Consider the following 21,864-nt stretch of genomic DNA (forward strand, 5'->3'; position numbering starts at 1 on the left):
CAGGGACTGTGGGGTGTCGGCGTCCGCGTGCCGACCTACAGGGGCACGCGCAGTGCGCCGTCGATCAGTTCGGCTGCCTCGGACGTGCCCGCGCAGCCGCTCCGGACCAGATGCTCACGGACCGCTCTGAGTCTGTCGCGCAGGCGCTGGGACTCCATTCCCCGTGCCTGTTCCGCCATCTGCACGGCGGTGGCCACCGCCTTGTCGGCGTTGCCCTGGCGCAGTTCGATCGTGCTGAGCATCGCGAGCCGGTGCACCCGGCCCCGGTCGTGGGCGGGGTTGTCGACGGCGGCCGCGGCGTGCGCGGCGGCGGCCGCGAGTTCACCGAGACTGAGCAGCGCCTCCGCCACCTGGACGTTGACGAGTCCCGGCTGGACATAGCCCGTCTCGTCGGGTTCGTATCCGCGCCGGATGCGTTCGGCGGCCTGCTCGGCCCGCCGGATGCAGGACAGCGCGGTGGTGCCGTCGCCGAGGTGGGCGTACGCCTTGGCCTGCATCGCGTAGAGGTCGCAGGCGAGCGCGGGGGTGATGTGCTTGCCGGCGGCCCGCAGCGCGGCCTCGGCGAAGGCGACCGCCTGGCGGTACTCCCGCATGAACAGGGACTGGTTGACCAGCAGCGCGATCACATAGGCGCCGAGCCCCCTGTCCCCGCTGGCCTTGGCGAGCCTGAGGGCCTGGTGGAAGTAGCGCTGGGCGAGACCGTGCGCGTCGGAGTCGTAGGCGCAGATGCCGGCGACGGCCACCAGCCCGCCGGTGGCCCGGTGCAGTTGGCGGCCCGTCTCGTCGGTGTAGCTGCCGCGCAGCAACGGGGCCGCCTCGGCGTTGAGGAAGCCGACGATCCGGCTCCGCGTCGCCACCCCGCCGGCCTTGCGGTACATCTGCTCGTAGTGGGTGCGGGCCGCGCGCAGCATCTCTATGTCGGCGCGGGTGACGCGGTGCCGGCCGCCGCGGGAGACGTCGACGTCCTCGGGCGGGTTCTCCCACTCCCACACCGGCATGACCGCGGGGGTGCCGGTGACCGCGGGGGCGCCCAGGATGTGCGGGCGCTGCTGCTCGTCGGAGCGCCACAGGGCGGTGGCCCGCTCCACGAAGCCGGACAGCGAGGTGCCGTGCGGGGCGGAGGGCTCACCGGGCACGCCGAGGCCGATGTCGTCGAGGGTGACGGGGCGTCGGAGCCGGCCGGCCAGCACCTCGCAGATCAGGTCGGGCACCTGGCCCCGCGGACGCTGGCCCTTCAACCACCGCGCCACAGCGGTGTGTTCGTACCTGAGTGCGAGGCCGCGTGCCCTGCCGGCCTGGTTCACATGTGCGGCAAGCCCCGCGTGCGAGATCCCGGCTTCGTCCAGGATCGCGTCGAGCAGAGTGTTGGGCTGCATGAATGCCCCCCGGGTGGCTCGGTGCCGTCAGATTAGTGGGTCCGCCTTCACACGGGGTGTGATCGGAGTGCGCGAATCCGCAGGGTGTGCGCGCTGTTGCGGAGAGTTTCGGGCCGGTTGACTGAAATGCCTCGCAAGAGGCCTCGGCCGGGCCGCCGGCTCCCCCTCGTACAGTGCGGTGGCCTGGCCGGCGGCTTGACGGTGCGACATCTGGGGTGCGGCTAGAGGTGCGTTGTCGGCTGCGGGTGCTTCGTGGCTGGTCGCGCAGTTCCCCGCGCCCCTTTAGGGGGTTGCGGTTGACGGTCGTTGCGAAGTGCCAGTAAGGCCACGTCATCCTTCGGCGTGCTGCCCGTGTGGTTCAGCAACGCCGTGAAGACCCGGCCCAACACCGCCTGCGGCGCAGCCCCCGCGGACCCTTGCAGGGCCCCCGGCAGGGAAAAGAAGCGGCCAAGAGCGTCTCTCGCGTCCTCCGCGCCGTCCGTGTGCAGGACCAGGGTCTCTCCCGGCAGCAGGTGGCCGCACTGGAGACCAGATATGTCGGCGGGCAGGGGGAAGGGGCCCAGGGGCGGCATCGGGTCCGCGCAGGAGAGCGGTTCGACGACCGACCCGCTGAGCAAGTACGGCCACGGGTGACCGCAGTTCAGGGCCCTGAGCTCACCGTCCCGCCCGATCTCCAGCAACAGCACGGTCACGAAGTCCTCCGCGGCCGTGCCGTCCCGCTCGGCGCGGTCGCGGAGGTGGCGGGCGAGTGCGCGGTCCAGTCTGCGAAGCACTCCGCCGAGGTCGGGTTCGTCGTGGACGGCCTCGCGGAAGCTGCCGAGGACCGCGGCCGCCGTACCGATGGCGGCGAGGCCGTGGCCGCGCACGTCGCCCATGACGGCCCGCACGCCGTGTTCGGTCGCGACGACCTCGTACAGGTCGCCGCCGATGGTGGCGCCCCGGTCGGCGGAGAGCTGGGCGGCGGCGACGGTGAGGCCGTCGATGCGCGGGGGCAGCGGCCGCAGCAGCACGCTCTGGGCGGCTCCCGCGATCTGCCGGGCCTGTCGCAGTTCGCGGAGCAGGGCGCGCCGGACGTGGATGATCAGCCCGGTGCCCACGGCGAAGAACACGGCGCTGGTGGCGACCCGTGCCCCGAGGCCGTTCTCCTGGGCGAGCGGGCAGGTCAGTTTGTAGGTGATCGCGACGGCACCCCACATGGTGGGCAGCCCCACCGAGAGCACACGGCGCAGCAATCCCCGCCGGGGAACCGCAGCCTTGAAGCGCATCATGCCGATGGCCCCCCAACTAGGCCCTGCACACGCAATCGGACCGGCCTCGAAAGGCCGGTCCGATTCTGTCGAGCGTATGGACCAAAGGGACCAGATCGCCGGAAGAACTCACCCTATCGAGTGAGGTGACCGGATATGGGGGGTGCCGGGGCGCAGCCCCGCACCCCCCAGGGGCGCGGGGAACTGCGCGACAAGCCACGACGCAGCCGCAGCCGCCAGACTTCCGCAGCACCCCGACGGCGCCTAGGCCCTCAGCACAGCTCCCGTCCGCTCCCCCGCAAGCGCAACCGCCGCATCCCGAGCCGCCGAAGCCTCATCCACGGTCAGAGTCCGATCACCGGCCCTGAACCGCAGCGCGTACGCCAGCGACTTCCGACCGTCACCCAGCTGCTCCTCGTTCTCGTACACGTCGAACAGCCGGATCCCTTCCAGGAGTTCACCCGCGCCCTCACGCAGCGCCGCCTCGACCTCGGCATGCGGCACGAACTTGTCCACGACCAGCGCGACATCCTGCGTGGCCACCGGGAACGTGGAGATGCGCGGCGCCTGCGGGGTGTCGTCGCCGGCCGCCTCCAGGGCGTCCAGGTCCAGCTCCATCGCCGATGTGCGCGCGGGCAGCCCGAACGCCTTCACGACCCGCGGGTGCAGTTCACCGGCGTGACCGACGACGGTGTCGCCGACCACCAGCTCGGCGCACCGACCCGGGTGCCACGGCCCGTACTGCCCACCGCGGACGACCAGTTCGGCCCCGGCCTCGCGGGCGACGACCCGTGCCGCCTCGACCGCGTCCGCCCAGTCGGCCGGACGGCCCTTGCCCCACCAGCCGGCCTGCTCGCGCGCACCGGCGAGCACCACGGCCACATGGCGGGGCTGCTCGGGCAGCGCGGCGTCCAGCTCGGCGATCTCCTCGTCGGTGGGACGCCGGTCCACCGGCAGCACCGCGGCGATCTTCTGCTCCTCGCGCGGCAGGAAGACCAGCCCCGTCTCGAACAGCGCCAGATCGTGCGAGCCCCGCCCGTCGTTGCGCCGCAGCGCCCCGAACAGGCCCGGCAGCAGGGACGTACGGAGCGCGGGCTCCTCGTCGTTGAGCGGGTTGGTGAGCTTCACGACCCGGCGCTTCGGGTCGTCCGCGTCCAGCAGCAGCTGGTCGAAGACCTGCTCACCGAGGAAGGGGTAGTTCGGCGCCTCGACGTACCCGGCACCGGCCAGCACCCGGCCCACCCGGCGGTGCAGCCGCTGGCGCCGGGTCAGGCCGCGGCCCGCGGGGGGCCTGGGCAGCGTGGAGGGCAGGTTCTCGTAGCCCTCCAGGCGGATGACCTCTTCGGCCAGGTCGTTGATCTCCTGGAGGTCGGGACGCCAGGACGGCACGGTGACGATCAGCTCGTCCTGCCCGTACACGTCGCAGCCGACCTCCTGGAGCCGCCGTACGACGGTCTCGCGGCCGTAGGAGACGCCCGCGACCTTGTCGGGGTGGTCCGCCGGGACGCTGATGGTGTGCGGGGCCGACGGGGTGACGACCTCGGTGACGCCGGCCTCGGCGGTGCCGCCCGCGAGCAGCACCAGCAGGTCCACGGTGCGCTGTGCGGCGGCCGCGGCGGCGGCCGGGTCGACACCGCGCTCGAAGCGCCGGGACGCCTCGGAGGACAGCTTGTGGCGACGGGCCGTACGCGCGATGGAGACCGCGTCGAAGTGCGCGGCCTCGATGACGACGTCGGTCGTGCCCTCGGCCTCGGAGTGGTCGGCGATCTCGGTGTTGGCGCCGCCCATCACGCCGGCGAGGCCGATCGGGCCGCGCTCGTCGGTGATGACCAGGTCCTCGGCGTGCAGCTTCCGCTCGACGCCGTCGAGGGTCTTGATCTGCTCGCCCTCGGCCGCCCGGCGGACGCCGATGGTGCCCTGGACCAGGGAGCGGTCGTAGGCGTGCAGCGGCTGGCCGACTTCCATCATCACGTAGTTGGTGACGTCGACGGCGAGCGAGATCGGGCGCATGCCGACCTTCTGGAGCCGGCGCTGGAGCCAGATCGGCGAGCGCGCCTCGGGGCTCAGACCGGTGACGGTGCGCGCGGTGAAGCGGTCGCAGCCGAGCGGGTCGGAGACCTCGACCGGGTAGCCGTAGGCGTTCGGGCCGGGCACGTCGAGCAGCGCGGGGTCGCTCAGCGGCAGGCCGTAGGCGATGGCGGCCTCGCGGGCCACGCCCCGGATGGACAGGCAGTCGCCGCGGTTGGCGGTGACGGCGATGTCCAGGACCTCGTCGACCAGTTCCAGGAGCTCGATGGCGTCCTTGCCGACCTCGGTCTCCGGGGGCAGCACGATGATGCCGTGGCTGCCGTCGTCGCCCATGCCCAGCTCGTCGCCGGAGCAGATCATGCCGTGGGAGGTCTTGCCGTACGTCTTGCGGGCGGAGATCGAGAAGCCGCCGGGCAGCGTGGCACCCGGGAGCACGACCACGACCTTGTCGCCGACGGAGAAGTTCCGGGCGCCGCAGACGATCTCCTGGGGCTCGCCGGTGCCGTTGGCCTGGCCGACGTCGACCGTGCAGAAGCGGATCGGCTTCTTGAAACCCTCCAGCTCCTCGATGGTCAGGACCTGGCCTACGACCAGGGGGCCCTTGAGGTCGGCGCCGAGGTGCTCGACGGTCTCGACCTCAAGACCCGCGGAAACGAGCTTGGCCTGGACGTCACGGCCGGTTTCGGTCGCCGGCAGGTCGACGTACTCCCGCAGCCAAGAAAGCGGGACCCGCATCAGATCTCCATCCCGAACGGCCGGGTGAACCGGACGTCACCCTCGACCATGTCTCGCATGTCCTCGACGTTGTGGCGGAACATCAGCATCCGCTCGATGCCGAACCCGAAGGCGAAGCCGCTGTACTTCTCCGGGTCCACGCCGCACGCGGTGAGCACCTTGGGGTTGACCATCCCGCAGCCGCCGAGCTCGATCCAGCCCTCGGAGGAGCAGGTACGGCAGGGGCGGTCCGGGTTGCCGACGGACTCGCCGCGGCAGACATAGCACACCATGTCCATCTCGGCGGACGGCTCGGTGAAGGGGAAGAAGTTCGGGCGCAGCCGGGTCTTCATGCCCTCGCCGAACAGCGCCTGGACCATGTGGTCCAGGGTGCCCTTGAGGTCGGCCATGGTCAGGCCCTCGTCGACGGCGAGCAGCTCGACCTGGCGGAAGACCGGGGTGTGCGTGGCGTCCAGCTCGTCGGTGCGGTAGACGACACCGGGGCAGATCACGTAGACCGGCAGCTCTCGGGAGAGCAGCGAGCGGATCTGCACGGGCGAGGTGTGGGTGCGCAGCACGACCCCGGACTCGGTGCCGCCCTCGGGGCCTTGGACGAAGAAGGTGTCCTGCTCGCCGCGGGCCGGGTGGTCCGGGCCGATGTTCAGCGCGTCGAAGTTGAACCACTCGGCCTCGACCTGCGGGCCCTCGGCGACCTCGTAGCCCATGGCCACGAAGACGTCCTCGATGCGCTCGGAGAGGGTGGTGAGCGGGTGCCGGGCGCCGGCCGGTACGCGGTCGTACGGCAGCGTGACGTCCACCGCCTCCTCGACCAGCACGCGCTGGTCCCGCTCGGCCTCCAGCTCGGACTGGCGTCCGGCGAGGGCCTTGTTCACCGCGCCCCGGGCCTGGCCGACGAGCTTGCCCGCGGCGGCCTTGGCGTGCGGGGGCAGGGCGCCGATCTCGCGGTTGGCGAGCGCCAGCGGGGAGGTACCGCCGGTGTGGGCGACCTTGGCCTCCTGGAGCGCTTCGAGCGAGTCCGCGGCGGTGAAGGCGGCGAGCGCCTCGTCCCGCATGCGCTCGATCTCTTCCGGTTTCAAGGCCTCGACCTCTACCGGGTCGTACGACTTATTCGGTGCCGACATCTCTTCCCGTGCTTCCGGTTGGCTGGCGGATGGTCCCCGTGAGCGGCGCAGAGGGCCGTGTGCAGGACACATGGGTGCCAAAGGCCGAGTCTAACGGGGTGGAGCTGTACGAATGAGCCCGCGGGCACTCAGCTCAGATAGGCCGGAGCGCTCACAGGCAACGTAAATCGGAACTCAGCGCCGCCCTCGGGGGCGCGGCCGACCGTGATGGTGCCGCCGTGGGCCTCGACGATGCCCTTGACGATGTACAGCCCGAGTCCGGTGCCGCCGCGCTTGCTGCCCCGCCAGAAGCGGGTGAAGACGCGGTTCATGGACTCCTCCGGGATGCCGGGGCCCTCGTCGCTCACCGTGACCGACGTACCGGTGTCCTCCCCTTCCCGGGGGGACGCCGTGGGCGTGATGTCAATCGTGACGGTTCCCTCGCCGTGCCGCACCGCATTTTCCAGCAGGTTGCTGAGCACCTGGTCGATCTTGTCGGGGTCGGCCCAGAGCGCGGGCAGCGGCTGTTCGAGGCGCAGCAGGAACCGGTCGGCGGCGAGGCCCGCGGCGACGTACGCCTGGATGTGGCGGCCGACGGCGGCGCCGATGTCGACGGGCTGGCGACGCACCTCGAGGCGCCCGGAGTCGATGCGGGAGATGTCGAGCAGCTCGGCGATGAGCCGGGTGACCCGGTCGGCGTCCGCGTCGACGGTCTCCAGCATCAGCCGTTTCTGGTCGTCGGTGAACCTCTCCCACTTGGCGAGGAGGGTCGCGGTGAAGCCCTTGACGGAGGTGAGCGGGGAGCGCAGCTCGTGGGCCACGGTGGCGATCAGCTCGGCGTGGCTGCGTTCGGTACGGCGGCGGGCCTCGGTGTCCCGGAGGGTCACGACGACCCGGTGGACGGGTCCGGTGGGCTCGGTGCGCACGTACTGAGCGCAGACCAGGACCTCACGGCCGCCGGGCAGCAGCAGGTTCCGCTCGGGCTGCCGGCTGCGGATGGCGAGGCCGCCGTAGGGATCGGTCAGCTGCCACCAGCGCCGGCCCTCCAGGTCCTCTAAGGGGAGGGCCTTCTCCAGCCGCTGTCCGAGGGCGTCCTCGGCGGGGAGGGCCGTGATGCGGGCCGCGGCGGCGTTGAAGCAGATCACCCGGCCCTGTTCGTCCGCGACGACCAGCCCGTCGGGCAGCTGGTCGGGATCGATGCCGAGCTCGACGAGACCACCGGCGCTGGCCTCGGACACGCCGTGCGCGCTCCTCGTGCCGACACTCATCCCCGCACCCCACCTCTCAGGCGTCTGAGGGGCCCCCGAGCTGGTCACCCTACTGGTTCTCGGTGACGGAGCGGCACCCTCCGGAGGCGCGCTGTGCACGGGCTGACGCATAGAGACATACGGCGGCGGCGGTGGCGAGGTTCAGGCTCTCGGCCTTCCCGTGGATCGGGACGCGCACCACGGCGTCCGCGAGGGCGCGGGTCTCCTCCGGGAGCCCCCAGGCCTCGTTGCCGAACACCCAGGCGGTCGGGCCGCCCATGGTGCCCTGGTCGAGTTCGTCGTCGAGGTCGTCGGTACCGGCCCCGTCGGCGGCGAGGATGCGCACCCCGGCCCGCTTGAGCCCCTCGACGGCCTCTTCCACGGGGACCCCGACGGCGACGGGCAGGTGGAACAGGGAGCCCACGGAGGCGCGTACGGCCTTGGGGTTGTAGAGGTCGACGGACGCGTCGGTCAGTACGACGGCCTCGGCGCCGGCGGCGTCGGCGCAGCGCAGGACGGTGCCGGCGTTGCCAGGGTCCCGCACGTTGGCGAGCACGGCGACGAGCTTCGGCCGCGCGGCGAGGATCTCCTCGAAGGGGGTGTCCAGGAACCGGCAGACGCCGACGAGGCCCTGCGGGGTGACGGTCGTGGAGATGTCGGCGATGACGTCCTCGGCGGCGAGGTGCACCCGGGCGCCCACGGCGCGCGCGTCCTCGATGATGTCGGCGTACCGCTCCGCCGCCTCCACGGTGGCGAACAGTTCCACCAGTCCGTGCCCCGCGGCCTCCCGCACGGCCTGCGGCCCCTCGGCCAGGAACAGCCGCTCCTTGCCCCGGAAGTTCCGCCGGGCGAGCCGCCGGGCCGCCGAGACGCGGGCGGAACGGGGGGAGATCAGCTCGGGGGCAGCACTCATCGGACTCACTCTCACCATCGGTTCGACGCGGCGGGCCCGCAGCAGAGAACCCGCTGTTCAACGCAACGGACCCGCAGGCAGAAGCCCGCGGGTCCGTTCAGTCACTCGGCCTGGGCCCAGCGCGGCGTCAGGCCGCCTTGGGGGCGTTGACGTCGTCCGGCAGGGCCTTCTGCGCCACCTCGACCAGCGCGGCGAACGCGGTCGCGTCGTTGACGGCCAGCTCGGCCAGGATCTTGCGGTCGACCTCGATGTTCGCGGCCTTCAGACCCTGGATGAAGCGGTTGTACGTGATGCCGTTGGCGCGGGCAGCGGCGTTGATGCGCTGGATCCACAGCTGGCGGAAGTCACCCTTGCGCTTCTTGCGGTCGTTGTAGTTGTAGACCAGCGAGTGGGTGACCTGCTCCTTGGCCTTGCGGTACAGGCGCGAACGCTGACCGCGGTAGCCGGAGGCCGCCTCGAGGATCGCCCGGCGCTTCTTGTGGGCGTTGACTGCCCGCTTGACGCGTGCCACTTGTTAACTCCTTGTAGCGGGGCCGTGGTTGGACTCACACGGCCCGGTATCGATTGGGTCCCGGTCTAGAGGTGCTTCAGGCGCTGGGCGCCCGGCCTCACTTGCCGAGAAGCTTCTTGATCTTCGCGGCGTCGCCCGGGGCCATCTCGGCGTTGCCGGTGAGGCGACGCGTCACACGGGACGACTTGTGCTCGAGCAGGTGGCGCTTGCCGGCGCGCTCGCGGAGCACCTTGCCGGAGCCGGTGATCTTGAAGCGCTTGCTGGCACCGCTGTGCGACTTGTTCTTCGGCATAGCGCCGTTCTCTCCTCGTCGGTGGCGTTCCGGTGCCCGGTCGTGAAACCGGGCACGGTGGAACGTCGTGTTGTGTCGGTTATGTCGTCGGGGACTCGCGTCCCGTCGGATCACGCCTCGGCGGATGCCTCGGCAGGAGCCTCGACGTCGGCCACGACCTCGTCGTGGTCGGACTCCGCGGCGTTCTGCGACTTGCCGGGGTTGGCCTTCGCGTCTGCCTTGCGGGCTTCCTGCGCCTGGCGGGCCTCGGCCATCGCCTCGGTCTTCTTCTTGTGCGGACCGAGAACCATGATCATGTTCCGGCCGTCCTGCTTCGGGTTCGACTCGACGAAACCGAGGTCCTGGACGTCCTCCGCGAGACGCTGAAGCAGTCGGTAGCCGAGTTCCGGCCGGGACTGCTCGCGACCACGGAACATGATCGTGATCTTGACCTTGTCGCCCTGCTTGAGGAACCGGACGACGTGACCCTTCTTGGTGTCATAGTCGTGCGGGTCGATCTTCGGCCGGAGCTTCATCTCCTTGATGACCGTGTGCGCCTGGTTCTTGCGCGCCTCACGGGCCTTCATGGCCGACTCGTACTTGAACTTCCCGTAGTCCATGAGCTTGCACACGGGCGGACGGGCGTTCGCCGCGACCTCGACCAGGTCCAGGTCGTACTCCTGCGCAAGCTCCAGTGCCTTGGCCAGCGGGACGATGCCCACCTGCTCGCCACTGGGACCGACAAGTCGCACCTCGGGAACGCGAATCCGGTCGTTGATGCGGGGCTCGGCGCTGATGGATCCTCCTCGGTTAGCACCACACGGCGGTCTGGCGGACAGCCGCGTATGTCTTTTTCCTAAAGACCTAACCGCGCCGAAGCACAAAAAATGCCCCGGACGATCACAGACGGGGCTCCAAACACTGCCGGAGCACCGCCGCGAGGACGCGGGGCGCGCTTTCGGGCGACTCCATCGTCCGTACGGAACGATGGTGGCCGCCTGACCGGGGTGACCCGCCTCCCCGAAGGGGGGTCGGGTGGGAGATCGGAGCCTCCACTTGTGGGCCGGTCACACTTACACACAAGTGTGTCCGGCCGGTCGTCACACAAGGTTAGCAGCATCCAGGGGGTGGTGCGAACCGGCCTGCACCGGGCCCTATCGTGTGGGACATGAGTGACACCCCTCCCGCGTCCCCTGACTCCCCCGGCTTCGACGAGATGACCCGCGACATCGCGGAGGTCCCCGCCGTCGAGGTGATCGTGACGGTCGCCGTCAATCTGATGAGCGCCGCCGCCGTGAAGCTCGGTCTGACCGAGGAGGGCGACAAGTACAAGGACCTGGACGAGGCCCGCAAGCTGGTGACCGCCCTGGCCGGCCTGCTGGACGCGTCCACCACGGAGATCAGCTCCTTCCACGCGGCCCCGCTGCGGGACGGTCTGAAGTCCCTCCAGCTGGCCTTCCGCGAGGCCTCCCTGGTCCCGGACGAGCCGGGCCAGGGCCCCGGGGAGAAGTACACCGGGCCGATCTACGGCTAGGTCGGCTCCCTGGGATGACCCGGACCTACGGCCGGGTCATGCCGTACGTGCTTCATCCCCGTACGTGCTTCATCCCCGTACGTACAAGGGCTCGCCCGGAGGCGTGGCCCCGGCCGGCAGGACTGCAAGGTCGAGGCCGCGCACCAGGCGGGCCCTCAGCGTCTCGTCGGCGGCCAGGCGCTCGGCCACGGCCCGTGCGGCGTCCGCGGGCGTCGCGGACGGCTCCAGCACGAGGGCCAGGGTGCCGTCCGCCTGCCCCGGCCCGAGGTGCGCGCGCAGCACGGCGGACTCGGCGGCCACGGCGTCCCGTACGGCCCCGATCACGGCCGGATCGGCCAGCGGATCGGCGTTCGAGCGGCCCTCGGCCAGCGCCAGCAGGGCGGAACCGGTCAGCTCGAAGGGCACCGGTCCTGCCAGGTCCAGTACGACGGTGTCCGCCCTCTCGTGCGCCGCCGCCTGGAGCGCCTGGTGCAGGGGGACGGCGACGGGGCGGGCCTCGGGGTCCCAGCGGGCCAGGGAGTCGGTGGACGTGAAGGCGGGCAGGGCGGTCCGGGATCCGGCCTTCAGCGTCGGCACGGCCATGTCGCTGGTCTTCTCGCGGCGCAGTCCGTTCTCGTCCTCCTCGACCTCGCCGAGCACGGCGACCACCGGGACGAGCAGCCGGGCGCCCTTGAGCGCCTCCAGGACGGGGCCCACGGCGGCGCGGTCCTCGGCCCAGGCCGCGAGCGCCGCGCTCAGCCGTGGATCGGCGGAGCCGTCGTCGTCGGAGAAGCCGGGGTCGGGAATGTTCTTGTTCGCCACGGTCACCGACCCTATCGGGGGGTTGCTCTTGCGGTTGTGCGGGCCCGGAAACCGGTCCGTGACGGCTTTCACAGGTTTTTCAGCGATCGCTGACACAGCTCTAACGTCCGTCCAACGTCCCGCACAGTCGGCGGCCCGAGCATCGGCGCCATGGAGTCCTCCAGAGCCACAAGGCGCCGCGCCCGCAGGTCCCACCGGCCTCTGCTGTCCCTCGCGCTGGCCTCGGTCGCCGTGGTCGGCGCGACGGCCGCGGGGACGGTCTACGTGAAGGCGCAGGCGCACTCGGGAGCCGGGGCCGTATCGTCGGCCGCGACGCCGTCGGCCTCCCCGCCGCCGGCGACCACGACTCAGGAGGCGGCCGTGGCGGAGCCGGTGGTGGACTTCGACGAGCGGCTCGCGACTGCCATGAAGTCGGTGACCGTGCCGGGCCGGGCCAAGGTGTCGGTGGCGGTGCTCGACGTGGACTCCGGCGACAGCGCGGTGTACGGCGAGGGCGCCTTCGACACGGCGAGCATCGTGAAGGTCGACATCCTGGCCGCGCTGCTGCTCCGGCACCAGGAGGCCGGGACCTCGCTCAGCGCCCGGGAGAAGGCGTACGCCACCTCGATGATCGAGAACAGCGACAACGCCTCGGCGTCGGCACTGTGGGACGCGATCGGAAAGGCGGCGGGGCTCGACGCCGCCAACAGGACGTTCGGGTTGACCGGCACCGAGGGGGGTGACGGCGCGCTGTGGGGACTGACGCAGACCACGGCGGCCGACCAACTCGCGCTGCTCCAGCAGGTGTTCGGGGACGACTCCGCGCTGAACCAGGCCTCGCGGTCGTATCTCCAGGGGCTGATGGGCCAGATCGAGGCCGATCAGCGGTGGGGGGTCTCCGCCGCGGCCGACGGCTCCGGGTTCGCGCTGAAGAACGGGTGGCTGCCCCGCAGTACGACCGGGCTGTGGGACGTGAACAGCATCGGCAGGGTCACGGTTGACGGGCACGCGTATCTGGTGGCCGTGCTGTCGAACGGCAACTCCACGCAGGCGGAGGGGATTTCGCTGGTGGAGGCGGCGGCGAAGGCGGCGGTGTCGGTGTTCACGGAGTCGGATACGGATACGGGGGCGTCGGCCGCGGCCGTGTCCCGCTGAGCCGCGGCCGTGTCCCGCTGAGCCGCGGCTGTTTCAGAAGTCCTCGTGGGAGCGTCGGCGGCCGCGCCACAGGACCACCGCGACGACCAGCAGGCCGACGCCGACGCCTCCCGCCAGCGGGGCTGCCCAACTCGCCGTGTCGTCCTGCGAGGTGGCGGTGTCCGGGCCCGAACCGAAGTACTTCTCGCCGTAGGCGGCCGGCTGGAGGTCGTACGGCCGCAGCCGGGCCGCAGCCTTGAGCGCGGCCGCGGGGTCGACGAAGCCGAAGCCGCGGGAGTCGTCCCGGCCGCCGGCGGGGGCGTTGCGGGCCGTCTCCTCCAGGAGGCGCTTGATCTGGGCCGGCGTCAGGTCCGGGTGCGCGGCCTTGATCAGGGCGACCGCGCCGGACACGAACGCGGAGGCTGCGCTGGTGCCCCAGCCCTCGTAGTACTTGTGGTCGGGATCGGCGATGACGACGTCGTCGCCGGGGGCGGCGACCGTGGCGTACCAGCGGCGGGTGGAGAAGGAGGCGCGGGTGCCGAACTTGTCGACGGCCGTGGCCGCGATGACGCCCGGGTAGGCCGCCGGGTAGGAGATGTGGTCGCCCTTCTCGCCACCGTTGCCGGCCGAGGCGACCACGACGGCGCCCTTCCTGAGGGCGTACTGGACGGCGTCGTCCTCGCCGGCCTCGGGGTGCGCGGAGGCCGAGTCGTCGCCGAGGGAGAGGTTGATGACGTTCGCGCCGTGGTCGGCGGCCCAGCGGATGCCCTCGGCGAGCGCGTTGCCCCGGGTGTTGCGGGCTTTGGCACGGGCCGGGTCGTCGTCCTCCAGGATCACGCGCACGGGGAGGATCTTGGCCTCGGGGGCGATGCCCATGACACCGTCGTCGTTGCCGACGCCGTGCCCGTGGCCGGCGATGATGCCGGCCATGGCGGTGCCGTGGCGGGCCCAGGGCCGCTGCCCCCGTACGGCTCCGAAGCCGATCATGTCCTTGCCGGTGAGGACGTTGCCGACGAGGTCGGGGTGGTCGTTCTCGACGCCGGTGTCCAGGACGGCGACGGTGACACCGGCGCCCTTGGTGGTCTGCCAGGCCTGCTGGGTGTGCATGGCGTCCAGGGCCCACTGCTTGGCGCGGATGCCGTCGGCGTGCGCGGCGGTGGGCGGGACGAGGGCGACGGAGGCGGCGAGGAGGACGCTCAGGAGACCTGCCCTGCGGGTCGTGACGCTCATGACGGCTGCTCCGAGGGCGAGATGACGGTCTTGCGCAGGGCGCGTTCGACACGGTCGGCCAGGCCCTTGGCCTCGTTGCCGAGCCCGGCTTGCGCGGCGGGGCTGGTGTCGCCCGGCTCCATGGCCTTCGCGGCGGGCTCCGGGGTGTCGACGGCACGGCCGTCCACCCAGCCGGAGACCGCGTAGGCGACGACCGGGGCGTCGGTGAGGACGGAGATCGTCCACGAGCCCCGCTGCCGTGCGCCGAAGTCGGCGGCGAGGGTGTTCTTCGCGGCGTACGGGAGGGGCATCAGGTCGGTGCGCTTGTCCAGGCCCTCTTTCGTGAAGCGCTGGTCGAGCTCGCGCATGGCGGTGGCGTCGGCGTCGGTGAACAGCAGGCCGACGGTGGTGACGTAGCTCTGGGTGGCGTCCGTGTAGGTGGCGCGCAGCAGGCGTTCGCAGCCGACGGGGGCGAGGGCCTTGCGCAGCAGGGGGTCGAACGCGCCGGTGCAGCCGCTGTCGGGGGCGACGGCGATCCGCGTCCACGTGCGGTCGGCTCCGCCGGGACCGGCGCCCTGGCCGTCCACGGTCGGCGGGAACAGCTGGTCCACGGGCACGCTGTGCCAGAGTTCACCGGCCTGCGCGAAGCGGTCGCCGCCGCCGTCCTCGCCCGAGTCCCCGATCAGCCAACTCCCGGTCACGGCACCGCCGATGAGCCCGAGACCGAGCACGACGGACCCGGCAGCGGCGGCGATCCTCAGCGGGATCCGCAACCGCCACGACCGCTCCCGGTAGCCGACCTCGGGCTCCCCGAACGACACGACGGGCCGCCCGCTGCCGGGAGGTCCGGCCTGCGGGGGCAGCGAGGCGCTCCAGGAGAGGGCGGGGTCGGGCGAGAGGGGGGTGGCGCGGGGTCCCGGGGCCGATGCCGCCTGGTTGGAGGGGGGTTGGGTGGGTGCGGGGGGCGTGGCGGGCATGGGGGTGGGGCTCGAAGGGGGGCGCGGTGGGGCAGCCGGGGGCGGGGGCATGGCCGCGGAGCGAGCGGCACGGCCCGGGTCCGCGGAGAGGTGGCCGGTCCCGGAAGCAGCTCGGCCCGCGCCGGCTGCGGGACGGTCGGGAACGGTACGGCTGGGGTCCACGAACGGGCGCACGGAACCGGTTCCGCCCGCGTCGGCCGGGGGACGGTCGGGAACGGTACGGCTGGGGTCCACGAACGGGCGCACGGAACCGGTTCCGCCCGCGTCGGCCGCGGGACGGCCGGGGGCGGTGCGGGGGGAGTCCACGAACGGGCGCACGGGTCCGGAGGCCGTGCGGCTGGTGTCGGGCACGGGTGGCGTGGCGTCGGGGCGCGTCTTGGGTTTGGGCGGGGTCGCGGGGCCGCCCGACGGGGTGGTCCGCGCTTCGGCGGCCGCGGACGGCGAGCCCGTACGTCCCTCACCGGTCTCCCTGCCGCCGGGTACCGGCCGCATCCGGAAGGTCGTCTCGGAGGCGGCCTCGGCGGGGGCACCGGGACGGGCCGGCGGCACCGAGGGCCGGGAAGTCGGCCGGGGCGGCACGGCACCGGGCACCGTCGGTTCGGCGCCGTGCGAGGGGGCACCGGGCCCTGACTCGGGTGGCATGGGACCGGGGCCGGACGTCCGCGCGCCCGTCGAGCGAGGGGCCGGACGACCCGCACCGGCGCCGGGAGGCGGGGGCGTGTCCGGGAAGCGGGCCGAAGCGGGGGGCGGCGGCGGAGCACTGTCGGAGAACGAGACACCCGGCTTCGGCGAGCCGGGACGGTAGGCACCCTGAGCGCCGGAAGCGGGCCGGTCGTCGACGCCGCTCTGCGACGGCACGGCACCTACGCTCGCCTGACTGCCGCTCTGCGACGGCACGGCACCCACGCCCGCCTGACTACCGGACGGCGATGGCACAGCACCCCCGGCCGTCTGGCTGCCGCTCTGCGTCGGCACGGCACCCACGCCCGCCTGACTGCCGGACGGCGTCGGCACAGCACCCACGCCCGTGGCCGTGCCGGACGGCGTGGAAACGGCGCCCTCGGCGTTCGGGGTGCGTATCGGGGGGCGCGGCGTGGGGTTCGGCATGGAAACCCGGTCCCCGCCCGGCGCGCTGCCCGCGCCGTCGGATGTGCGGCCGGCGTTCTCTCCGGCTCCCTGCCAGTCGAAGCCGCCGAAGCTCGGCCGCCCCGGCGCTGCCGCGCCGCGTCGGACGCGTTCGCCGAAGGCCTGCCATTCAGTGGTTTCCGTGGTGTCCGTCACACGGCCGCCGGACGCCCCGGATTCCCGGCCCGCCGCCTCCTCCGACGACCGGGAGGACGGCTGGTACGACGGCGCCGGGGCGGAAGCGGAACCGGACTCGCCCTCTCCCGCCCTCGGCGGCTGAGCCGGCCGTGGAGGAATCGAGGCGCGGCGTGCGTCCGTGCTCATGCACCCCCCGTTTCCTCATGTCCGGGCCGTTCGGTCTCGCGCGGGCCCCGCGTCGGTGTCGTCGGTGTGGACGACCGCCGTCCGGGCACGCATACCCGCACGGGAGGTCCGGCATCCCGGCGCGGCGGCGTCGGGAGGGCGAACAGCCCTGCGTACGTGCGCGTCACTCTACGGGTTGTGGCGGGCCGACCGGGAACCAGTCCACCAGGCCGGGGGCATCTGCCCGGAACGTCCCCCTACCCTGCGGTAATCCTGTCTGGCAGGCTTCGTTCATGACTGCGCGCGCCGCCGACCGGGCCCGTTACGACCGGGCCACCGCCCATCTCGACGCCCCCCTCGCGATCGTGGACCTGGACGCCTTCGACGCCAACGCGGACGACCTCGTCCGCCGGGCTGCGGGCAAACCGATCCGCGTCGCCAGCAAGTCCGTGCGGTGCCGGGCCCTGCTCGAACGGGTCCTGGCGAAGGACGGCTTCGCGGGCATCATGTCCTTCACCCTCGCCGAGTCCCTGTGGCTGGCCAGGAGCGGTTTCGACGACGTGCTGCTCGCCTACCCGTCCGCCGACCGCGCCGGATACGCCGAACTCGCCGCCGATCCCAAGCTCGCCGCCGCCGTGACGGTCATGGTCGACGACCCCGCGCAGCTCGCCTTCATCGACGCGGCCCGGGCCGGCGGCACCGAAGTCATCCGGGTCTGCCTGGAGTTGGACACCTCGCTGAAGCTCCTCGGCGGCAAGGTCCGCGTCGGCGCCCGGCGTTCGCCGCTGCACTCCCCCGCCCAGGTCGCCGACATGGCCCGCGCGGTGGCCCGGCGCCCCGGGTTCAAGGTCGTGGGGATCATGGCCTACGAGGGGCACATCGCCGGTGTCGGTGACTCGGTGGCCGGGCGGCCGCTGCGTTCCCGTGCCGTACGGCTGATGCAGGCCACCGCCCGCAAGGAGCTCGCGGAGCGGCGGGCCGCGGTGGTGCGCGCGGTGCGGGCCGTCGTACCGGATCTGGAGTTCGTCAACGGCGGTGGGACCGGCAGTGTGCAGCACACCGCGGCGGAGGACTCGGTCACGGAGATCGGGGCCGGGTCGGGGCTGTACGTGCCGCGGCTGTTCGACAACTACACGTCCTTCAGCGGGCGTCCGGCGGCCCTGTTCGCCCAGCCCGTCGTGCGCCGGCCGGGCGTGGGCGTGGTGACCGTCCTCGGCGGCGGCTACCCGGCCTCGGGTGCGGCCGGACCCGACCGGCTGCCGGTGCCGTATCTGCCGGAGGGCCTGAAGTACGACCCCCAGGAGGGGCCCGGCGAGGTGCAGACACCGCTGCTCGGCGCACCCGCGGACGACCTGCTGATCGGCGACAAGGTGTGGTTCCGGCACGCCAAGGCCGGTGAGCTGTGCGAGCGGTTCGAGGTGCTGCGGCTGATCGAGGGGGACGCGGTGACGGCGACCGTCCCGACGTACCGCGGCGAAGGCCACACGTTCCTGTAGGTCGGCGGTCGACGAACCGGATCCTCCAGGTGGTCGGCGGTCGACGAACCGGATCCTCCAGGTGGTCGGCGGTCGAGGGGCCGGATCCACCAGGTGATCCGGCCCCTGTCGGTGACCGGCGGCCCTTCCGGTTGGCGGCCCCCCACGAAGCGCACGACGACGGCGGTGCCGCCCCGGGCCCAGTGCCGTCCCCGGCCTGAAGGCCGGCGACTGGACGCAGTCCCCCCGGCCCGCCCTACAGCGGCGTGACGTACGCCCCCGAGATGCCGCCGTCGACGAGGAAGTCGCTGGCGTTGACGAAGGAGGAGTCGTCGCTGGCCAGGAAGGCGACGGCGGCGGCGATCTCCTCGGCCTCGGCGAACCGCCCGACCGGGATGTGGACCAGACGGCGGGCGGCGCGCTCGGGGTCCTTGGCGAACAGTTCCTGGAGGAGCGGGGTGTTGACCGGGCCGGGGCACAGGGCGTTGACCCGGATGCCCTCGCGCGCGAACTGCACGCCCAGCTCACGGGACATGGCCAGCACGCCGCCCTTGGAGGCGGTGTAGGAGATCTGGGACGTGGCCGCGCCCATCCTCGCCACGAAGGACGCCGTGTTGATGATCGAGCCCTTGCCCTGCTGCCGCATGTAGGGGATCGCGGCCTTGCAGCACAGGTACACGGAGGTCAGGTTGACCTCCTGGACCCGCTTCCAGGCCTCCAGGCCGGTCTCCAGGATGGAGTCGTCGTCGGGCGGGGAGATGCCGGCGTTGTTGAAGGCGATGTCGACGCTGCCGTAGGTGTCGTACGCCGTCCTGAACAGCGCCTCGACCTGCTCCTGGTCGGTGACGTCGACCTTGACGAAGAGTCCGCCGACCTCCTCGGCGGCGGCCTTGCCACGGGCCTCGTCGACGTCGGCGCACACGACGTTGGCGCCCTCGGAGGCGAGCCGGCGGGCGGTGGCGAGACCGATGCCGCTGCCGGCTCCGGTGACGACGGCGGTCCGGCCGACGAGACGACGGCACACGATCTGGTCGCTCGAAGAGGACGGAGAGGTCGAAGAGGTCACTGTGCGGGGCCTTCCGTGCTGATGAAGACGTTCTTGGTTTCGGTGAAGGCGGTCAGGGCGTCCGGGCCGAGCTCGCGGCCGAGTCCGGACTGCTTGTAGCCGCCGAAGGGGGTCCAGTAGCGGACGCTGGAGTGGGAGTTGACGGACAGGTTGCCGGCCTTCACCGCCCGGGAGACGCGCAGGGCGCGGCCCAGGTCGCGGGTCCAGAGGGAGCCGGAGAGGCCGTAGGGGGTGTCGTTGGCGAGCCGGATCGCGTCGGCCTCGTCGGTGAAGGGCAGCAGGACGGCGACCGGTCCGAAGATCTCCTCGCAGGCGGCGGCGGAGTCGGGCGCCTCGCCGGTGAGGACGGTCGGCGCGAACCAGAAGCCGGGCCCGTCGGGCGCGCTGCCCCGCAGACCGGGAGCGTCGGCGGGCACCAACTGCCGTACGCGATCCAGTTGCTGACGGGAGATCAGCGGGCCCATCTGGGTCCGCTCGTCGGCGGGGTCGCCCACGACCACGGAGGCCACGGCCTCGGCGAGCAGCTCGCGGACCTCGTCGTAGACCGGCTCCTGGACCAGGATCCGGGTCCGGGCGCAGCAGTCCTGGCCGGAGTTGTCGAGGAAGGAGAAGGGGTCGACGGCGGTGCGCAGGTCCGCGTCGGCGAAGACGATGTTGGGGCTCTTGCCGCCGAGTTCGAGGGTGACCGGTTTGACCTGGCGGGCGCAGCGCTCCATGACGTCGCGGCCGGTGCGGGTGGAGCCGGTGAACACGATCTTCGCGACACCGGGGTGCTCGACCAGCGCGGTCCCCGCGACCGGGCCGTGGCCGGGGAGCACCTGGAGGAGGCCTTCCGGGAGCCCTGCCTCCAGGGCGAGTTCGGCGAGGCGGAGTGCGGTCAGCGGGGTCGTCTCGGCGGGCTTGAGGAGCACCGCGTTGCCGGCGGCGAGCGCGGGGGCCGTACCCCAGGCGGCGATGGGCAGGGGGAAGTTCCAGGGCGCGATGACGCCGACCACGCCCAGGGGTTCGAGGAGGGTGATGTCGAGGCCGCCCGGCACCGGAATCTGGCGGCCGCTGAGCCGCTCCACTCCCCCGGCCGCGTACTCCAGCAGGTCACGGACGTTGCCGGCCTCCCAGCGGGCGTTGCCGAGCAGATGGCCGGCCTCGCGGACCTCCAGCCGGGCCAGTTCCTCGACGTGCTGGTCGACGACGTCGGCGAACCGGCGCAGCAGCCGGGCCCGGTCGGCGGGCGCCGCCTGGGCCCACCCCTCCTGCGCCTTGGCCGCGCGCGCCACGGCCGCGTCCACATCGGCGGCGGTGGCGGCGGGGACGGTGGCGACGACCTCCTCGGTGGCCGGGTTGAGGACGGTCAGCTCATGCTCGACGGTCGGATCGTGCTCGTGCGACAACGCAGGACCTTTCTCGGACACTCGGGATCACAGGCGTTCGAAGGAGCGGCGCAGCTCCCAGTCGGTCACGGCCGCGTCGAAGGCGTCCAGCTCGACGCGGGCCATGTTGCGGTAGTGCGCGACGACCTCGTCACCGAAGGCGGCCTTGGCGATGGGGCTGTTCTCCCACAGCTCGGCGGCCTCGCGCAGGGTGGTGGGGACATGGTCGTACTCGCCGGTGTAGGCGTTGCCCGTGCAGACCTCGGGCAGCTCCAGCTTGTGCTCGATGCCGTACAGGCCGGCCGCGACGAGCCCGGCGACCGCGAGGTGCGGGTTGACGTCCCCGCCGGGCAGCCGGTTCTCGAAGCGCATCGAGCGGCCGTGGCCGACGACCCGCAGCGCGCAGGTGCGGTTGTCGTGGCCCCAGGCGACGGCGGTGGGGGCGAAGGAGCCCGGCTGGAACCGCTTGTAGGAGTTGATGTTGGGGGCGTAGAGCAGCGAGAAGTCGCGCAGGGCCGCGAGCTGTCCGGCGAGGAAGTACCGCATGACGTCGGACATGCCGTCCGGGCCGGCCATCGCGTTGTTGCCGGCCGCGTCGGCGAGCGAGAGGTGGATGTGGCAGGAGTTGCCCTCGCGCTCGTTGTACTTGGCCATGAAGGTGAGGGAGACGCCCTCCTGGGCGGCGATCTCCTTGGCGCCGGTCTTGTAGATCGCGTGCTGGTCGCAGGTGGTGAGGGCCTCGTCGTAGCGGAAGGCGATCTCGTGCTGGCCGGGGTTGCACTCGCCCTTGGCGGACTCGACGGTGAGCCCGGCGGCGGCCATCTCGTTGCGGATCCGGCGGAGCAGGGGCTCGATGCGGCCGGTGCCGAGGACCGAGTAGTCGATGTTGTACTGGTTCGCCGGGGTCAGGCCTCGGTAGTTGGCGTCCCAGGCCTGCTCGTAGGTGTCCTTGAAGACGATGAACTCCAGCTCGGTGCCGACCTGGGCGGTGAAGCCGTGCTCGGCGAGCCGCTCCAGCTGGCGCCGCAGGATCTGGCGGGGCGCGGCGACGACCGGCGAGCCGTCCTCCCAGGCGAGGTCGGCGATCAGCATGGCCGTACCGGCGTTCCAGGGGACGCGGCGCAGGGTGGCGAGGTCGGGGTGCATGGCGAAGTCGCCGTAGCCGCGGTCCCAGGAGGACATCGCGTAGCCGTCGACGGTGTTCATCTCGGTGTCGACGGCGAGGAGGTAGTTGCAGCCCTCGGTGCCGTGGTGGAGCACCTCGTCGAGGAAGAAACGGGCGGCGAACCGCTTGCCCTGGAGACGGCCTTGCATGTCGGGGAAGGCCAGGACGACAGTGTCGATCTCACCGCTCGCGACGAAGGCGTGCAGCTCCTCGACGCTGAGCGGGGGTGTGCGGTCTGCCACGGGAGAACTCCTTCGGCTACTGCGTTTTTCCGACCGGGTCGGGAGCCATAAGGTATTGC

Annotated in this window: 18 protein-coding genes and 1 pseudogene; 4 read left to right on the forward strand and 15 right to left on the reverse strand. The window is 72.2% G+C overall.

The window, feature by feature from the left end; all coding sequences use genetic code 11:
* Window positions 1-35: 35 nt before the first annotated feature.
* From AQJ54_RS26875 to infC, 9 genes and pseudogenes are all read right to left on the reverse strand, one after another.
* A complete protein-coding gene (locus tag AQJ54_RS26875) occupies window positions 36-1,376 on the reverse strand; it encodes an NsdA family TPR-like regulatory protein (RefSeq protein ID WP_020137988.1) in 1,341 nt (446 codons plus the stop codon).
* Window positions 1,377-1,597: 221 nt separating this feature from the next.
* Window positions 1,598-2,644 carry a PP2C family protein-serine/threonine phosphatase gene (locus AQJ54_RS26880; RefSeq protein ID WP_062241604.1) on the reverse strand — a complete coding sequence of 349 codons (1,047 nt, stop codon included), beginning with the start codon at window positions 2,642-2,644 and terminating at the stop codon, window positions 1,598-1,600.
* A 243-nt stretch (window positions 2,645-2,887) separates the two neighbouring features.
* Window positions 2,888-5,386 (reverse strand): phenylalanine--tRNA ligase subunit beta, encoded by a 2,499-nt coding sequence (pheT, locus tag AQJ54_RS26885; RefSeq protein ID WP_062241606.1) that lies wholly within the window; start codon window positions 5,384-5,386, stop codon window positions 2,888-2,890.
* Window positions 5,386-6,507: a phenylalanine--tRNA ligase subunit alpha gene (gene pheS / locus AQJ54_RS26890; protein WP_062241608.1), complete on the reverse strand. Its 1,122-nt coding sequence runs from the start codon at window positions 6,505-6,507 to the stop codon at window positions 5,386-5,388. The genes pheT and pheS overlap by 1 nt, the downstream gene beginning before the upstream one ends.
* 128 nt (window positions 6,508-6,635) lie before the next feature.
* On the reverse strand, window positions 6,636-7,754 hold the full coding sequence (locus AQJ54_RS26895; RefSeq protein WP_062028386.1) for a sensor histidine kinase: 1,119 nt from the start codon (window positions 7,752-7,754) through the stop codon (window positions 6,636-6,638).
* Between the two features lie 49 nt (window positions 7,755-7,803).
* Complete coding sequence (locus tag AQJ54_RS26900; protein ID WP_062028388.1) at window positions 7,804-8,646, reverse strand: TrmH family RNA methyltransferase; 843 nt, start codon at window positions 8,644-8,646, stop codon at window positions 7,804-7,806.
* Between the two features lie 127 nt (window positions 8,647-8,773).
* Window positions 8,774-9,157, reverse strand: a complete 384-nt coding sequence (gene rplT, locus AQJ54_RS26905; protein ID WP_020137982.1) for a 50S ribosomal protein L20 — start codon at window positions 9,155-9,157, stop codon at window positions 8,774-8,776.
* 97 nt (window positions 9,158-9,254) lie between these two features.
* Entirely contained in the window at window positions 9,255-9,449 is a 195-nt protein-coding gene (gene rpmI / locus AQJ54_RS26910; protein WP_003977225.1) for a 50S ribosomal protein L35, read from the reverse strand.
* Between the two features lie 110 nt (window positions 9,450-9,559).
* Window positions 9,560-10,250: pseudogene (gene infC / locus AQJ54_RS26915) on the reverse strand (translation initiation factor IF-3).
* Between the two features lie 346 nt (window positions 10,251-10,596).
* Here infC and AQJ54_RS26920 point away from each other — a divergent pair.
* Window positions 10,597-10,962, forward strand: coding sequence for a DUF1844 domain-containing protein (locus AQJ54_RS26920; RefSeq protein WP_030321270.1), 366 nt, complete (start codon window positions 10,597-10,599; stop codon window positions 10,960-10,962).
* Window positions 10,963-11,031: 69 nt separating this feature from the next.
* Here AQJ54_RS26920 and AQJ54_RS26925 read toward each other — a convergent pair whose 3' ends face one another.
* Entirely contained in the window at window positions 11,032-11,763 is a 732-nt protein-coding gene (locus AQJ54_RS26925) for an SseB family protein (RefSeq protein WP_062028876.1), read from the reverse strand.
* Between the two features lie 150 nt (window positions 11,764-11,913).
* Between AQJ54_RS26925 and AQJ54_RS26930 the strand changes: the two genes are divergently transcribed.
* Window positions 11,914-12,897 carry a serine hydrolase gene (locus AQJ54_RS26930; RefSeq protein WP_062241609.1) on the forward strand — a complete coding sequence of 328 codons (984 nt, stop codon included), beginning with the start codon at window positions 11,914-11,916 and terminating at the stop codon, window positions 12,895-12,897.
* A gap of 33 nt (window positions 12,898-12,930) precedes the next feature.
* On the opposite strand, the gene mycP is transcribed toward AQJ54_RS26930, so the two are convergent.
* On the reverse strand, window positions 12,931-14,106 hold the full coding sequence (gene mycP / locus AQJ54_RS26935) for a type VII secretion-associated serine protease mycosin (RefSeq protein ID WP_062241611.1): 1,176 nt from the start codon (window positions 14,104-14,106) through the stop codon (window positions 12,931-12,933).
* Window positions 14,103-15,704 carry a hypothetical protein gene (locus AQJ54_RS46815; protein WP_282959637.1) on the reverse strand — a complete coding sequence of 534 codons (1,602 nt, stop codon included), beginning with the start codon at window positions 15,702-15,704 and terminating at the stop codon, window positions 14,103-14,105. The genes mycP and AQJ54_RS46815 overlap by 4 nt, the downstream gene beginning before the upstream one ends.
* Before the next feature lie 625 nt (window positions 15,705-16,329).
* Between AQJ54_RS46815 and AQJ54_RS45755 the strand changes: the two genes are divergently transcribed.
* Window positions 16,330-16,467, forward strand: a complete 138-nt coding sequence (locus AQJ54_RS45755) for a hypothetical protein (RefSeq protein WP_159055557.1) — start codon at window positions 16,330-16,332, stop codon at window positions 16,465-16,467.
* A 316-nt stretch (window positions 16,468-16,783) separates the two neighbouring features.
* The gene (locus tag AQJ54_RS26950) at window positions 16,784-17,986 is read left to right on the forward strand and encodes an amino acid deaminase/aldolase (RefSeq protein ID WP_062028402.1); all 1,203 of its coding nucleotides are present in this window, start codon (window positions 16,784-16,786) and stop codon (window positions 17,984-17,986) included.
* Window positions 17,987-18,221: 235 nt separating this feature from the next.
* Here the strand turns inward: AQJ54_RS26950 and AQJ54_RS26955 are convergent, their stop codons facing one another.
* Genes AQJ54_RS26955 through AQJ54_RS26965 form a run of 3 tightly spaced genes read right to left on the reverse strand, consistent with a single transcriptional unit; the run spans window position 18,222 to window position 21,805 of the window.
* The gene (locus AQJ54_RS26955; protein WP_062028404.1) at window positions 18,222-19,031 is read right to left on the reverse strand and encodes a 3-oxoacyl-ACP reductase; all 810 of its coding nucleotides are present in this window, start codon (window positions 19,029-19,031) and stop codon (window positions 18,222-18,224) included.
* Window positions 19,028-20,419, reverse strand: coding sequence for an aldehyde dehydrogenase family protein (locus tag AQJ54_RS26960; RefSeq protein WP_062028406.1), 1,392 nt, complete (start codon window positions 20,417-20,419; stop codon window positions 19,028-19,030). Before AQJ54_RS26960 ends, AQJ54_RS26955 begins: the two co-directional genes overlap by 4 nt.
* Before the next feature lie 27 nt (window positions 20,420-20,446).
* On the reverse strand, window positions 20,447-21,805 hold the full coding sequence (locus AQJ54_RS26965) for a glutamine synthetase family protein (protein WP_062028408.1): 1,359 nt from the start codon (window positions 21,803-21,805) through the stop codon (window positions 20,447-20,449).
* Window positions 21,806-21,864 lie beyond the last annotated feature (59 nt).

Origin of the sequence: Streptomyces griseorubiginosus (assembly GCF_001514195.1) — a bacterium.
GTDB classification, from domain to species: domain Bacteria; phylum Actinomycetota; class Actinomycetes; order Streptomycetales; family Streptomycetaceae; genus Streptomyces; species Streptomyces griseorubiginosus.

Coding starts and splice junctions, on each gene's coding strand:
- AQJ54_RS26875 (WP_020137988.1), bottom strand. CDS start 1,376: ATGCAGCCCAACACTCTGCTCGACGCGATCCTGGACGAAGCCGGGATC.
- AQJ54_RS26880 (WP_062241604.1), bottom strand. CDS start 2,644: ATGATGCGCTTCAAGGCTGCGGTTCCCCGGCGGGGATTGCTGCGCCGT.
- pheT (WP_062241606.1), bottom strand. CDS start 5,386: ATGCGGGTCCCGCTTTCTTGGCTGCGGGAGTACGTCGACCTGCCGGCG.
- pheS (WP_062241608.1), bottom strand. CDS start 6,507: ATGTCGGCACCGAATAAGTCGTACGACCCGGTAGAGGTCGAGGCCTTG.
- AQJ54_RS26895 (WP_062028386.1), bottom strand. CDS start 7,754: ATGAGTGTCGGCACGAGGAGCGCGCACGGCGTGTCCGAGGCCAGCGCC.
- AQJ54_RS26900 (WP_062028388.1), bottom strand. CDS start 8,646: ATGAGTGCTGCCCCCGAGCTGATCTCCCCCCGTTCCGCCCGCGTCTCG.
- rpmI (WP_003977225.1), bottom strand. CDS start 9,449: ATGCCGAAGAACAAGTCGCACAGCGGTGCCAGCAAGCGCTTCAAGATC.
- AQJ54_RS26920 (WP_030321270.1), top strand. CDS start 10,597: ATGAGTGACACCCCTCCCGCGTCCCCTGACTCCCCCGGCTTCGACGAG.
- AQJ54_RS26930 (WP_062241609.1), top strand. CDS start 11,914: ATGGAGTCCTCCAGAGCCACAAGGCGCCGCGCCCGCAGGTCCCACCGG.
- mycP (WP_062241611.1), bottom strand. CDS start 14,106: ATGAGCGTCACGACCCGCAGGGCAGGTCTCCTGAGCGTCCTCCTCGCC.
- AQJ54_RS46815 (WP_282959637.1), bottom strand. CDS start 15,704: ATGCCACCCGAGTCAGGGCCCGGTGCCCCCTCGCACGGCGCCGAACCG.
- AQJ54_RS26950 (WP_062028402.1), top strand. CDS start 16,784: ATGACTGCGCGCGCCGCCGACCGGGCCCGTTACGACCGGGCCACCGCC.